Origin of the sequence: Mammaliicoccus sp. FSL K6-3158 (genome assembly GCF_038005105.1) — a bacterium.
GTDB lineage: Bacteria > Bacillota > Bacilli > Staphylococcales > Staphylococcaceae > Mammaliicoccus > Mammaliicoccus sciuri.
The window spans coordinates 626,239-640,505 of sequence record NZ_JBBOSL010000001.1 but is presented as its reverse complement, the minus strand read 5'-3'; the positions used below and the strand labels follow the sequence as shown (position 1 = coordinate 640,505).

Genomic DNA, 14,267 nt, shown 5'->3' with positions numbered 1-14,267 from the left:
GAAGATGAGTCAGACAGATACACTTTTATTATTCGGATGTACGTTGTTAGTTTGGTTAATGACACCTGGATTAGCATTATTTTACGGAGGATTAGTTCAATCTAAAAATGTTTTAAATACTTCCATGCACAGTATTTCAGCAATTGTTGTTGTAACATTCACGTGGGTATTAATAGGATTTTCTATTAGTTTTGGCGGTAACAATTTATGGATAGGTGATTTCTCACATGCGTTATTAAACGGAGTTGGATTCACACCTAATGGTAATTTTAGTGAAACCATTCCATTCGCATTATTTATGCTTTTCCAATTAACATTTTGTACCATTGCCGTTTCAATTCTTACTGGTTCAGTAGCTGAAAGAATGAAATTCGGACCATTTTTAATCTTTATGAGTTTATGGGTCATTCTAGTTTATAGCCCAGTAGCACATTGGGTATGGGGTGGCGGCTGGATTCACAAACTTGGTGCAATTGATTTTGCTGGTGGTACAGTAGTCCATATTTCATCTGGTGTTTCTGGACTTGTACTTGCCCTACTACTTGGTTCTAGAAAGCCTAGCAATAAAAAACCACCACATAATTTAGTCATTACTCTAATCGGTGGTATTCTCGTATGGTTCGGTTGGTTTGGCTTTAATACAGGATCAGCACTCACTTTCGATTCAGTTGCCATGCTCGCATTTGTTAATACAATATTAGCATCATGTGCAGGTATTGCCGGTTGGTCTATCTTTGAATATATTCAAAAGAAAAAGGTCACTTTAATCGGAACGTTATCAGGAATGTTAGCAGGACTCGTAACGATTACACCAGCAGCAGGTTTTGTCGGTTACGGAAGTGCAATGATTCTAGGAATATTAGGTGGATTCGTTTGTTACTATGTTATCACGCACCTTAAAGTATTACTTAACTATGACGATGCATTAGATGCATTCGGTTTACATGGATTTGGAGGGGTCGTTGGTGCAATAGGAACAGGTTTATTCCAAAATTCTAGCGTTAACTCAACAATATCAGACGGTGTATTCTTTGGTGGTGGCATTATGCCAGTAGTCGTACAAATCGTTGCCGTCGTCGTAACAATCGCATTTAGTGGAATTATGACTTACATCATCGCTAAAATCATCAGTATCTTTACAACATTAAGAACAGACGAAAAAGCAGAACTAGAAGGCTTAGATACCGTCTTCCATGGCGAAACCGCATATGGATACGAACTCAAACAAGAAAAAGCATAAAAATATAGCTATGAAAAAACAAGCATATCACTTAACTGAATCATTCAGTCATAACGTGATATGCTTGTTTTTGTTTATAATATTAATACTTAAGCTTATTCCGCTTCTTTCTTCTTACGTGGATAGCCTATTATAATAGACGCGATACCGCATATGCCTAATAAATATGGATAAAATGAATATGGTAATAGTGATACTGTTGATATTCCTGCGACGCTTGTTGCTGCTAATACTTGTGCGCCGTATGGGATAATTCCTTGAACTGTACTCGCAAATATATCTAATATACTTGCTGATTTTCTGCGATCAATTTGATAATCATCTGCTATTTCTTTGGCGAGTGGTCCTGCTGTAATGATTGAAATTGTGTTGTTAGCTGTTGCTAAATTCGTCACGCCTACTAAACTGGCAATACCAAATTCTGCGCCGCGTTTAGATTTTAAGCGTTTCGTTACGGTATTGAGCAACCATTTTATTCCGCCATGATATTCTATTAGACCGATCATACCACCGATTAATAATGCAATCATAGAAATATCTTGCATGCCGATAAGTCCATCTGAGATTGCTTTTAAATTTTCTCCAAGTGTAAATGAGCCCTCTAATAATCCTATTAAGCTTGCTACGATGACACCAAGCACTAATACCATCAATACGTTCATCCCACATAACGCACTAATTAATACAAATAAATATGGAATGACTTTAATGATACTATAGCCACCTTGACTGGCATCTGTCATACCTGCATCTTTTGTAACAAACCATAGAATAAGCACTGTTAAGATTGCACCAGGTAATACAATTAAGAAATTCATCTTAAATTTATCGCTCATTTTCGTTTGTTGCGTTCTAACTGCTGCGATGGTTGTATCTGAAATCATTGATAAGTTATCACCGAACATTGCACCACCTACGACAGTTGCTGTTGTTAAAGCAAGTGAGATATCTGTCGCTTCTGAGATACCTACGCCTACCGGTGCTAATGCTGCTACTGTTCCCATTGATGTACCCATAGCTACTGAAATAAATGCACCAACTATGAATAAACCTGCTAATAAAAACTGTCCGGGAATTAAAGATAATCCTAAATTAACAGTTGAACTTACAGCACCCATACTTTTAGCTGTTTGACTAAACGCACCTGCCATTAAAAAGACAAATACCATTAATAAAATGTTAGGATGAGCTGCGCCTTTTGTAAATATATCTAATTTCTTAGCTAAAGGTGTCTTTGGATACATGGCACATGCAAAGACTGCGGCAATAAGAATCGCTACATTTAAAGGTAAGTAATTAAAATCTTTCATGATTAATCCAGTACCTATAAACAGCGTTACAAATACGATTAACGGTAATAAAGCTATAAATGATCCTTTATGATTAATTTGATTCATTATTTTCTCCTCTTATATATCTTGAATACTTTAAAAGGGTACAGGACATATTGATTCTCGTCAATTATTAATTTTTAATTTTACCATTTGATGATTAATTCATCAAAATCAGGTAATATAGCTATCATAAGATTAAAGCAAATGTTAAGGGGTTCAATTATGATTATTAGTAATACAATTAATGATTTTTTTAATAACTTTCATTTAAATGAACAGTCTAGGCTTTCATATTTTACAAAGTATCGTACAGAGTTTCAACATGCAGGTTATGATGAACATGTACTATGTCAAAATATCCATCCAAAGCTTCTTAAATTAGAACAAGACCTTCCCTTAATTTTAAAAATAAACACGAAATTGGTTCATATTATCTTTGAAGTAAGGCTGAAATTTCTAAAGCAATATCAAACATATTTAAGGCCAGATATTTATTTTCTTGTTGGGACATATAAAGAAGATGCTTCAATTCAATTAGAAGGTAACGCACATTTATATTTATTTATAGAGTCTCTATGTCATAAATATGATTTATTAAACGATGTGATAGCCTACTATTTTGCGAAGTTATACATATATGAAATCATTAAAGATTACAATTCTGAAAAGATTACGACGACTATTTTGAACAATAAACATGTCATATTAGAAGAAGCGCTTATCTTACATATCTTACAGACGCTCAATTATACATATCCTTATAAAGACAGACATGACTTTAAAGCTATTCAACAATTAGCTTCTAAACTTGAATCTGAATTAACGACAGAAACCATCCTTCAAGTCATTCAAAAATAAAAAATACTTTCATATCCTATTCGTTTAGAAGAATTGGTTATGAAAGTATTTTTGTTTATAAAGTTTTCATTAAATCTCTAATTAATATTGTGATGTTATGTTTTTTAGATTGTTCACTTAAGAAAAGTGCAATGTCTAATTGTTTCTTATCCGTATCATTTAGAATGCCCATCTCTAATCGTGATTGCACAATATTATAAACTAATTCACTATATAACATATATCTATTCGATTTAATCGTAATATCTAATGCAGATTGAGCATAAGCTAAACATCTGTCATAAGCTTTTTCATTCGAGTAAATATTAGATAATGTGTATAACAATTTGATTTGATAATTATCATCTACATTATAGCGTTTAGCAATTTCTAAACCTTGTTCTAGTGATGACTTTGCTTTTTCATTTTCATTCTGTCTATAGTAGTAAATAGCGCGCGTATTACAGATAGAAACTTGTAATTTCTCATACATATTATGATCCATTAAACGATAAGCTTCTTCTATTAGTTGTAAAGATTGTTCAACATCATCATGCTTATAAAAAGTAATAATAGATCTTACCCACTTCGAAGCAGCAATTTCATCTGTTGAACTATTTGATAAATAATTGCCATCTATAATAGGTATTAGTGCATCATAATCACGATCTTCTAACAATCTTTCTATTACTTTTAACTTCTGTTCTAATTGTGTATCTAACTCATCACCAATATATAAATAGTCCATACTACAATTTAATCTTCTTGAAATGTTAAATAGTAGTTGAGATCCCGGTTGTAATTCATTCTTTTCTATTTTTGAAATTTGACTTTGAGTCGCAATACCTTGCGCTAAGTTCTGTTGAGATAGCTTTAAATCTATTCTCCTTTGTTTGACACGTTCTCCTAATTTCATATATAACGCTCCCCGTATTCAGTTATCGAATTAACATGTTTGAATAACCCACGCTATGCATATCATCTGGTATCGGTGTTGCTGTGCATATTTGTCCCGTCAAATATACACGACCTCCATTCATAAGCATTTTACGATGTATCATATGTTTCGGATTCTGCATGTTAATGTCCTCCTCTTTATTTTAAGTCTCAATGTGTGAAAATACAATTATTTTATCCAGTTACGCCTACTGAATTCCAAGCATTGACTACTTGTTGTACTTCAGTTGAGTTTGCACCATATAAATCAGATGCTGCTTGTTTTAATGCAAATTTAGCATCTAAGAATGAAGAGTTTGAACTTAAGTATTGTGTTAAAGCTCTATAATAGATGTCTTCTGATTTTTCTTTTCCAATTTTAGTAATCGTTAAATAAGCTGCTTTATTTGGTATACCACTATTAATATGAACGCCACCATAGTCACCTTGTTCAGTATTTGGCAAGTTCTGATAATTATTCATATGTGCAGGTTGATTATATTGTTCTGGATTAGAAAGACTTCTTAATCCATCACCTGGTTTACCTGGTGTGTATGCATCTTCTCCCATTAACCAGTCTTCAGGATCAACAAAATAACCAAACACATCTGACATTGATTCATTTAAAGCACCTGGTTGATTCTCATATACAAGATTTGCACTATGTTCAGTAACAGCATGTGTTAATTCATGTGCAACAACATCATCTGCAGCAGACAATGATGTAAATGTTTTGCCATCACCATCTCCATACACCATGTATTGGCCATTCCAAAAGGCATTATTATAATTTCTATCAAAATGAACAATAGAATTAATTTCAGCACCGTTTCCATCATAACTATCTCTATTGTGTGTATTTAAATAGTAGTCATAAGTTTTAGCAGCATTAAAGTGCGCATCCACACCTGCAGCTTGATTTTTACTATTAAAGTTTGTATCCGTATCTGTCATAAGTGAGAAGCTAGACGTTCCATTCTTTGCATCATAAGTATGGATTGTTCCAGAATGTGTTTCATCTTGTAAACCATAGCCATTGCTTATTTTAGTTAAATTGAGTGGCTTTTTAGTATCCCCATTAACACCTACACCACTACCAGCAATATGTTCAATTTTATTTTTCTTACTTACGACTTCACCAGTCTCAGCATCAATTTTAATTTCCCAGCGTGCTGGTTTAGGATCTAAATAAATAATTTCAACATTATAGACTAATTTTTTCTTTTCAGCATTGATCACTAATTCATCTTTATTAACGACTTTTTGTCCTTTAATATTTTTCACTTCATTTTGACTCACGCCGATACTTTCAAAAGCTTTATTAACCGCTTCATCTTTAGATAAGCTTTGTTTATTTGTATATGTAACTTTTTCTGTATTGACATCCCCATTGACGAGTTCTAATTCTTGATTATGATTGGTATGTATTTTGACTTCTTTATCTTCGACAACGTAGTTATCTACTTTAGGTTTCAAAGTATAATGCGTATATCCTAAGTTATCTTTAAATTCATTTGCTACTTCAAATTGTTTGTAACTTTTCTTTATATTTGGATTGCCTGGTAATTGACTCAAAATCTCTTGTGCTTCAGCTTTTGTGTTAATTTCTTGTTTAGGAATTGATTTTAATTCCTTTTGATCTAAAGGGCTACTTTCTTTCGCACTAGCCACATTTGATAATCCTAAAGTCAAAGCCATAACTGAAGTAAAACCTACTGATAAAATTTTTTTCGATCGATACATTTAATCCACCCCTATATATTTTTAGAATAAGTACAACTTAATTATATATAATATGAAGTATAAAGTCATTATAAAAAGTGTAATTTTATATTACGTTTATATTACATATAGAATATCGACATATATTAATTTAGTTTGCTACATTTTGATTTCACGATATACTTGCTCTAAAATATATAGATAAAGAAAGCTTTAAAGGAGGATGCTGATGTTTACAATTATTAAAAATGGTGATTTATATTCACCAAACTATATGGGTCAGCAATCGATACTTATTCAAGGGCGATCTATTATTAAAATCGGAGATATAGATATTGAATTAATAAAGCAACTGGATCCAAACTTAAAGATCATCGATGCTACAGGATATACGGTTATGCCAGGGATTATAGACCCACATATTCACTTGCTCGGAGGTGGAGGTGAAGCGAGTTATGTGACAAGAACGCCAGAAGTTCAATTAACGCATTTAATATCAAATGGTATTACAAGCGTAGTTGGATTGATCGGTACAGATGGTATTTCTCGAACGCTAACGAGTTTATATGCAAAAGCTCAAGCATTAGAAGCTGAAGGTGTCTCTACATATATGTACACAGGTAATTATCACCTACCCGTTACTACAATTACAAACTCCATCAAAGAAGATTTATTTTTAATTGATAAAGTGATTGGCACTGGCGAGATAGCTATAAATGATTTCAGATCATCAATTCCAACAACTGAAGAGCTCTCAAGAATTGTGGCGGATACAACAGTTGGCGGTATGCTAAGTGGAAAAGCTGGTGTAACACATTTTCATATAGGTACAGGTAAACATAAATTGAAACAAATTCATGACCTAATCGAGCATTATGATGTTAAACCGAACAAACTATATGTTACACATTTTGATAAAGGTATAGATTTGTTAGAAGAAGGTATTTCATTAAGTCATAAAGGTGTGTATGTTGATTTAACAGCAAGTACAAATACCCTAGAATACGTCAATTATTACCGAGCACATGGAGGCGACATTTCGAAATTAACCGTTTCTTCAGATGGACATGGTAGTTTACCTAAATTCGATGAACACAATCAACTTGTAGGTTATGATGTTGCAAAATGCAGTACGCTAACTGACCAATTATTTAATTTATTGGTACAAGACTCGAACTGGGAAGAAGTAATTGCTTTATTTACTTCAAATGTCGTAAACGTATTAACACTACATCATAAAGGTCATATCGAAGAACATTATGATGCAGATATATTAATAATTGATGTGAAAAAGAAACGAATAAAAGATGTATTTGCAAAAGGAAAACATATGCTTTCAGATTATAAAATGATTAGAAAAGGTATGTTTGAATAAGATACAAAACAAGCAGGGACAATTTTGTCCCTGCTTGTTTACACTTCTTCCAAGTTTTGTAACTATGGGCGCTCTTAGTTACACTTCCACCGACTTTTGTTACTATGGGCGCTCTTAGTTACACTTCCACCGACTTTTGTTACTAACAGCTGCCTTATTTACACTTCCTACTTAAACACCATCTATAAATTCTATGGAATCAAGCTCTATTTGCTCGCCATCTTCTTTACGCTTTTTAATATGGAATTCTCCCCATTTACATAAGTGCTCTAGTAATTCATTTAATGTACTACCATATTCTGATATCTCGTATTCAACTTTTGGTGGTACTTGTTGATATACAATTCGATTAATAATGCCATCTTTTTCTAACTCTCTTAATTGTTGCGTTAACATTTTCTGTGTAATATGCGGAATAGCTTTTTTAAGTTCAGATGTTCGCATTGTCCCATGCTTTAAATGACACAGTATAACTGGCTTCCATTTACCGCCAATGACATCTATCGTTGCTTCTACACCAATATTATATTCCGTAACTTCCATCATGATTCCTCCCTAAGGCACTTTTTAGTACCTATATGACTTTAAAGTGCGTACTTCCTATTTATCTTATTACGTTTTAAAATATCACATATCTTATAATAAAGGAAGGAATTTAAAAATTGAAAAACAAATTTTCGAATCAACTCGCACTTATATCACTTGCTATCTCAGCTTTTGCTATTGGTTCTACGGAATTTATTAGCGTTGGGTTACTCCCATTAATTAAAGACGCCTTTGATGTGACGATTCCATTAGCAGGACTTACTGTATCTTTATATGCAATTGGTGTTACAGTTGGCGCACCTATCTTAACGCCTTTAACAAACAATATGAAAAGAAAGACTGTTTTGATACTCATTATGGTTGTGTTTATTATTGCTAATGTATTTGCAGGACTTGCAACATCATTTAGTTTATTACTAGCTATGAGAGTCCTCAGTGCTTTCTCACATGGTGTATTCATGTCTATTGCAACAACTATTGCAGCTGACTTAGTCCCTGCGCATAAACGTTCAAGTGCCATCGCCATGATGTTTACTGGATTAACAGTTGCAACGATTACAGGTGTACCATTTGGAACTTGGGTCGGTCAAAACTTCGGTTACGAAATGTCATTCTATACGATTGCTTTAATAGGACTCATTAGTTTAATCGCAAATATATCATTCGTTCCAAAAAATTTAACAGAATATGAGCAAGCACCTATTATTAAACAACTTGCTGTCTTTAAGAACAAACCACTTATGTCTATTTATTTAATTACAGCGCTTGGCTACGGTGGTACATTTGTTGTTTACACATATATGACTGAAATTTTAACGAATATTTTAGGGTTTGAAACAAATAGTATTGTTATTATTTTAATATTGTATGGTGTAATGGTTGCAATTGGTAATACATTAGGTGGAAAATTAACAAACCATGCGCCAACAAAATCATTAACGATTATTTTTCTATTACAAGCATTAACGTTATTACTTGTTGGATTTACGATGCATTTTCATGTCGTTGGTCTTATCAGTATATTATTAATGGGACTATTCGCATTTATGAATGTACCCGGCTTACAACTTATTGTCGTACTTTTTGCTGAACGTAATAGTAAAGAAACTGTCAATTTCGCTTCAAGTTTAAACATATCTGCATTTAACATAGGTATTACACTTGGATCTGTTATTGGTGGATTTATATTAAATCATTTAACATTATCTAGTACACCTTATTTCGCATTCATCATGGTGCTTGTAGCAAGTATCTTAATGTTTGTCGTCAACAAGCATGAAACAACTGAACCTTTACAAACAACTTAGTAATAATAAAAAAGCGAGAAATGTATGAGATATCAACTGGTACCTCATGCTTTTCTCGCTTTTTAAATACTTCATATTTCTTCATTTTTTAATATTTTTCGGGCATTCTCTTTCAATCGTATGACAGTCTCAATACCTTTTGTACGTTCTAAAAATTCATAAGCTTCTTTAATATGAAAGTTTCTATTAGATGTATTATGAGCATCGCTTCCGACAATATGAATCGCATCTTGTTCTAATAAATAATCAGCTACTCTTTTAGCATCTTCACCATATTTATGAACTAAAGAGCCTGCTGTAACTTGACATAATGCGCTTCTATCAATTAAATCAAATAAAATTTGCGGATCATCTTGAATAGGAATGATACGTTCTGGATGAGCTAATATCGGACGGTATCCTGCATTAAATAACTTTTCAAATGTTTGTTCAGCGAATTCTGGTATCGAGAAAAATGGAAACTCAATTAACACATATCTTGAACCTTCAGTAATAGGTAACAATTCACCAGATTCTAATCCTTCAAGTTCCTCACCAAACATATGAATCTCTTGGCTAGGATAAACTTTAATATCAATATGATGATCATTTAATATAGATTGTACTTCTTCAGTTCTACTTTTAACGATATCGGCATTATTTCTAAATCGATGTTTTATATAATGAGGTGTTGCAACTATATCTGTTATACCTATTTTCTCAGCTTCTCTTGCAAGTTCTAGCATACTTTCCTCATCTAATGGACCATCGTCTAATCCATATAATAAATGATTATGAATATCTATCATGTGCACCTCTCCTTTTGTCACGTATCTATAATCATACAACTTTATTCCCTTATTACTTATATTGTAACAAATAACTGTTTGTAAGCAGTATTAAAATGACTGATTTTTGTAAATAAGCAGAAAAGTTGTTTTTAAGACTATTTTATATGAACATAAAAATATCGACATATAAGGAGTGGGGAAAATGGAATTAGCAAAAGCATTAGAAAGAAGACGCTCTGTTAAATCTTATGAGCCATACGATTTAGATAGAGAAACAATTTATAATTTATTAGATCAAGCTGCATTATCACCTTCAGCTTGGAACTTACAACAATGGAAAGTAATCGTTGTTGATACAGATGAAGCAAAAGAAAAATTATATAACGCGGCTAATAAACAAATTAAAATAAAAGAATCTAGCGCGACATTTATTATTTTAGGTGACTTAAATGCACATGAAACAATTGGTGATATCGCAGATGATTGGATAGACCATAAACATATACCAGCTGATAAGAAATCAGGATTAATACAAAGTGTCCACCAATTCTTTGAAAGTGATTCAAACAGAAGAGACGAAGCAATACGTGGTGCTTCATTATTTGCGATGAGTTTAATGTTAGTCAGTGAAGATGCTGGACTTGCAACTTGCCCAATGATAGGCTTTGACAAACAAGCAGTAATTGATGCATTTAATATTGAAGATAACTTAGTACCAGCAATGCTTATCTCAATTGGTAAAGGTGAAATGAATAATGACAGAGCTTCACGTATACCAGCATCAGCATTTGCGAAATTCGAATAACGAATGTTCTAAATTTGTAAAAAACTCACCTCAATCATGTATGAAAAAGTATTATAATAAAAATAACAAAGTGAGGTGTTTAAAATGAACAAACGTTATCAAAAAGTTCTAGTACTTTACTTAATTTCAACGTTCGTGCCATATGCATTATTCAGTAGAAAAAATGATAGCACGTTAACTAAAACTTGGTTACCAAGTTCATTAGTAGGATACGGTATCTTTGCATATGGACTCAAAGTTTTAACAAAAATGAAAAAAGCAGCTTAAACATAAGCTGCTTTCCGATTATGAGCAACCTGAACTTATGTAAGTTCAGGTTGTTTTTTGTTTGGGGTGGATGGTGGTATGAATGGTGCGAAAGCCTTGGCTTTACTTGGTACTTAAGCCATGACTTGGACAATCTCTTGGCTTTACTCGGTACTTAAGCCAAGACTTAAACGATTTCTTGGCTTTATTCGGTACTTAAGCCATGACTTACACAATCTCTTGGCTTTACTCGGTACTTAAGCCAAGACTTGGTCGATTTCTTGGCTTTATTCGGTACTTAAGCCAAGACTTACACAATCTCTTGGCTTTATTCGGTACTTAAGCCAAGACTTACACAATCTCTTGGCTTTATTCGGTACTTAAGCCATGACTTACACAATCTCTTGGCTTTACTCGGTACTTAAGCCATGACTTACACAATCTCTTGGCTTTATTCGGTACTTAAGCCAAGACTTACACGATTTCTTGGCTTTACTCGGTACTTAAGCCATGACTTACACGATTTCTTGGCTTTATTCGGTACTTAAGCCATGACTTACACGATTTCTTGGCTTTACTTGGTACTTAAGCCATGACTTACACAATCTCTTGGCTTTATTCGGTACTTAAGACAAGACTCAATTCTTTAACCTACACCACACCACTACTTCTCACGATTTACCATTTCTGCATATTCTGCATCCGTTATGGCATAAATGACATCGTCTACTATTTTTTCTTTATGAATTCTATTTTTAGGCATGACCCCTATTTTCTTCATGCCGAGTCTTTTCATCACTTCGCCTGATTTAGGATTAATTGTACTGTGCATTGCTTTTACTTGATTAAGTCCTAATGTTTCAAATGATAGTGATAGCAATGCTAATCCCGCTTCTGTCATATAGCCATTACCTGTAAATTTTAAGTTAAGGGCATAACCGAGTTCTCCGCGTTTATGTTCTTGTTCAACTCTTAAATCGATTGTACCTATTAATTTATTTTCGGATTTTAATTCAATTCCATACTTTCCTAATGGTGCGTTCATATAATATCGAGCAATCACATTTTTAGTTTCTTCTATAGATGAGTGTGTTGGAAATACATGTGTTGTATTCTCAATATCAGATGCATATTCGAATAATGACTCAATATCATTCAAATTAATAGGTCTTAAAATAAGTCTTTCTGTTTCTAATATTTGATTTTCTGCTAATTCGACTAATACATTCATACTTAACACCTACTTATGATTGATATTCGTTCAAAGCCAATGCTAAACAACCGATTATACCTTGGTCATCATTTAAACTTGGTGTAACAATATATGTTTCAACTGGTGGCACTGCAATATAATTGTTATTTAATAGTTCAAATTGCTCATGCACTTTTTTTAATAAATGTGTTTGATGCATTACACCACCACCAAAAATGATTTTTTCAGGAGATAACATTAATGCCGTATTAAGTGCTGCTTGAGCAATGTAATAAGCAACGATGTCCCAATCTTTATCATTTTCATGAATTTCTTTTGCAGAAATACCTGCTCTTTTTTCGATTGCTGGTCCTGACGCTAAACCTTCTAAACAATTACCGTGATATGGACAATTACCTTCAAAGTCTTGATCATCTTTATGAATTTTAATAGACATATGTCCCATTTCAGGATGACTTAATCCTTGTACAATTTTCCCTTTAACGATTGCACCGCCGCCGATACCTGTACCTACTGTATAGTAAACCGCTGAGTCAATATTTTTAGCGATTCCTTTTTGATACTCTCCATATAAAGAGGCATTTACATCTGTCGTAAATGCTACAGGTACATCGAAATGCTCTTGAACTGCACCTATAAAATCAAAATTCTGCCACGCAATTTTTGGTGTCGAAGTGATATATCCATATGTATCAGAATCTTTATTGATATCTATCGGTCCAAATGATCCTATACCTATACTACTAATTTGATATTGTTTAAAAAATTCTATAACTTTAGGTAATGTTTCTGATGGCTCAGTTGTTGGTATAGAGATGCGTTCTATTACATTTAAATCTTCATCACCAACTGCACATACAAATTTCGTTCCACCCGCTTCAATCGCTCCTAGAAGTTTCACTTATCTCACACTCTTTCCCATTTTATTTATTTTCATAAGTTATATTCAGAATCATAACGAAATTATTCATTAGAACCATCTCTTCTTCTTGAAGACGATTAACATAATAATTGCTATAACAGCCATAATAATAAGGACAATATAATAGCCTGAATGCCATTCGAGTTCAGGCATATTTGTAAAGTTCATCCCATAAATACCTGCAATTAATGTTAATGGCATAAACACAACAGAATAAATAGTTAATATTTTCATTATATTGTTCATCTTGAATGAATTCAAAGAAATATAATTATCTCGAATATCACTTGTCATTTCACGTGATGAATCTACCATTTCCATTTGTTTCATAAGATGGTCATTAATATGCGTAATATATAGAAATTGTTGTTCATTAAGATGCAACACTTTACCTTCACGCATTCTATATACTAAATCCTTCATTGGTTGAACAGTTCTTTTAATAATTAGCAACTCTTGTCTTAAATCAAATGTGTCATCAATTAACGTCTTTGTTGTAATATCTAAATTATGACGATCTTCGAAATTAAACACCTTGTCTTCAATGTCGTAAATAAACGGAAAATAGTTGTCTACAATATCATCTAGAATATTTAATAATATATCTTTAGGTTCATTTATTTCGATCGTTTCATTAAATAGTTTTCTTTTGATCGTATCGATTTCTTCATAACGTTCTCTATGGAATGTCACGATAAAATCATCACCAATAAAGATATCCACTTCTTCAGACTCTAAAGTCTTTAAATCTAATGCATGGAATACAATAAATTGATAATCGTCATATTGTTTAAACTTCGGTCTTTGTTGAACTTGTGTTGCATCTTCTACTGATAAAGGGTGAAAATCAAAATAATCAACTAATATTTCGGACTCTTCTTTAGTTGGTTCATTTAAATCAACCCATATCCATTTTTTCTCTTCTGAAATATCTTTAGGTGAATTCGTTTCCTTTATTTCATCCTTTAAATTGACATAATAAGTTTTAATCATCTTTTTCACACCATTTTCACT

General features: G+C 32.8%; 15 protein-coding genes. 6 read left to right on the top strand and 9 right to left on the bottom strand.

Annotated features, from left to right (window positions below):
• Nucleotides 1-4: 4 nt before the first annotated feature.
• Nucleotides 5-1,240, top strand: a complete 1,236-nt coding sequence (locus tag MHH94_RS02995) for an ammonium transporter (RefSeq protein WP_058591203.1) — start codon at nucleotides 5-7, stop codon at nucleotides 1,238-1,240.
• 95 nt (nucleotides 1,241-1,335) lie between these two features.
• Here the strand turns inward: MHH94_RS02995 and MHH94_RS02990 are convergent, their stop codons facing one another.
• Nucleotides 1,336-2,637, bottom strand: coding sequence for a Na+/H+ antiporter NhaC family protein (locus tag MHH94_RS02990; RefSeq protein ID WP_058591204.1), 1,302 nt, complete (start codon nucleotides 2,635-2,637; stop codon nucleotides 1,336-1,338).
• Nucleotides 2,638-2,796: 159 nt separating this feature from the next.
• On the opposite strand from MHH94_RS02990, the gene MHH94_RS02985 reads away from it, so the two are divergent.
• Nucleotides 2,797-3,432, top strand: a complete 636-nt coding sequence (locus MHH94_RS02985) for a hypothetical protein (RefSeq protein ID WP_107603167.1) — start codon at nucleotides 2,797-2,799, stop codon at nucleotides 3,430-3,432.
• Between the two features lie 55 nt (nucleotides 3,433-3,487).
• On the opposite strand, the gene MHH94_RS02980 is transcribed toward MHH94_RS02985, so the two are convergent.
• The 3 genes from MHH94_RS02980 to MHH94_RS02970 are packed head-to-tail and all read right to left on the bottom strand — an operon-like array spanning nucleotide 3,488 to nucleotide 6,090.
• Entirely contained in the window at nucleotides 3,488-4,327 is an 840-nt protein-coding gene (locus tag MHH94_RS02980; protein ID WP_078354977.1) for a helix-turn-helix domain-containing protein, read from the bottom strand.
• A 22-nt stretch (nucleotides 4,328-4,349) separates the two neighbouring features.
• Nucleotides 4,350-4,490, bottom strand: a complete 141-nt coding sequence (locus tag MHH94_RS02975; protein WP_153653931.1) for a hypothetical protein — start codon at nucleotides 4,488-4,490, stop codon at nucleotides 4,350-4,352.
• A 52-nt stretch (nucleotides 4,491-4,542) separates the two neighbouring features.
• Nucleotides 4,543-6,090, bottom strand: a complete 1,548-nt coding sequence (locus MHH94_RS02970; RefSeq protein ID WP_078354978.1) for a M4 family metallopeptidase — start codon at nucleotides 6,088-6,090, stop codon at nucleotides 4,543-4,545.
• A 208-nt stretch (nucleotides 6,091-6,298) separates the two neighbouring features.
• On the opposite strand from MHH94_RS02970, the gene iadA reads away from it, so the two are divergent.
• Entirely contained in the window at nucleotides 6,299-7,444 is a 1,146-nt protein-coding gene (iadA, locus tag MHH94_RS02965) for a beta-aspartyl-peptidase (protein ID WP_078354979.1), read from the top strand.
• Nucleotides 7,445-7,615: 171 nt separating this feature from the next.
• On the opposite strand, the gene MHH94_RS02960 is transcribed toward iadA, so the two are convergent.
• Entirely contained in the window at nucleotides 7,616-7,987 is a 372-nt protein-coding gene (locus MHH94_RS02960) for a winged helix-turn-helix transcriptional regulator (RefSeq protein WP_058591209.1), read from the bottom strand.
• A 119-nt stretch (nucleotides 7,988-8,106) separates the two neighbouring features.
• Between MHH94_RS02960 and MHH94_RS02955 the strand changes: the two genes are divergently transcribed.
• Nucleotides 8,107-9,297 carry an MFS transporter gene (locus MHH94_RS02955; RefSeq protein WP_078354980.1) on the top strand — a complete coding sequence of 397 codons (1,191 nt, stop codon included), beginning with the start codon at nucleotides 8,107-8,109 and terminating at the stop codon, nucleotides 9,295-9,297.
• A gap of 71 nt (nucleotides 9,298-9,368) precedes the next feature.
• Here the strand turns inward: MHH94_RS02955 and MHH94_RS02950 are convergent, their stop codons facing one another.
• Nucleotides 9,369-10,085 carry a tyrosine-protein phosphatase gene (locus MHH94_RS02950; RefSeq protein ID WP_078354981.1) on the bottom strand — a complete coding sequence of 239 codons (717 nt, stop codon included), beginning with the start codon at nucleotides 10,083-10,085 and terminating at the stop codon, nucleotides 9,369-9,371.
• Between the two features lie 184 nt (nucleotides 10,086-10,269).
• On the opposite strand from MHH94_RS02950, the gene MHH94_RS02945 reads away from it, so the two are divergent.
• Entirely contained in the window at nucleotides 10,270-10,872 is a 603-nt protein-coding gene (locus tag MHH94_RS02945) for a nitroreductase family protein (RefSeq protein ID WP_048541221.1), read from the top strand.
• An 84-nt stretch (nucleotides 10,873-10,956) separates the two neighbouring features.
• Nucleotides 10,957-11,139: a hypothetical protein gene (locus MHH94_RS02940; protein WP_025906889.1), complete on the top strand. Its 183-nt coding sequence runs from the start codon at nucleotides 10,957-10,959 to the stop codon at nucleotides 11,137-11,139.
• 643 nt (nucleotides 11,140-11,782) lie between these two features.
• Here the strand turns inward: MHH94_RS02940 and MHH94_RS02935 are convergent.
• From MHH94_RS02935 to corA, 3 genes are all read right to left on the bottom strand, one after another.
• Nucleotides 11,783-12,349, bottom strand: a complete 567-nt coding sequence (locus tag MHH94_RS02935) for a GNAT family N-acetyltransferase (RefSeq protein WP_048541226.1) — start codon at nucleotides 12,347-12,349, stop codon at nucleotides 11,783-11,785.
• A 13-nt stretch (nucleotides 12,350-12,362) separates the two neighbouring features.
• On the bottom strand, nucleotides 12,363-13,232 hold the full coding sequence (locus tag MHH94_RS02930) for an ROK family protein (protein WP_048541228.1): 870 nt from the start codon (nucleotides 13,230-13,232) through the stop codon (nucleotides 12,363-12,365).
• Between the two features lie 69 nt (nucleotides 13,233-13,301).
• The gene (corA, locus tag MHH94_RS02925; RefSeq protein ID WP_048541229.1) at nucleotides 13,302-14,246 is read right to left on the bottom strand and encodes a magnesium/cobalt transporter CorA; all 945 of its coding nucleotides are present in this window, start codon (nucleotides 14,244-14,246) and stop codon (nucleotides 13,302-13,304) included.
• Between the last annotated feature and the right edge of the window lie 21 nt (nucleotides 14,247-14,267).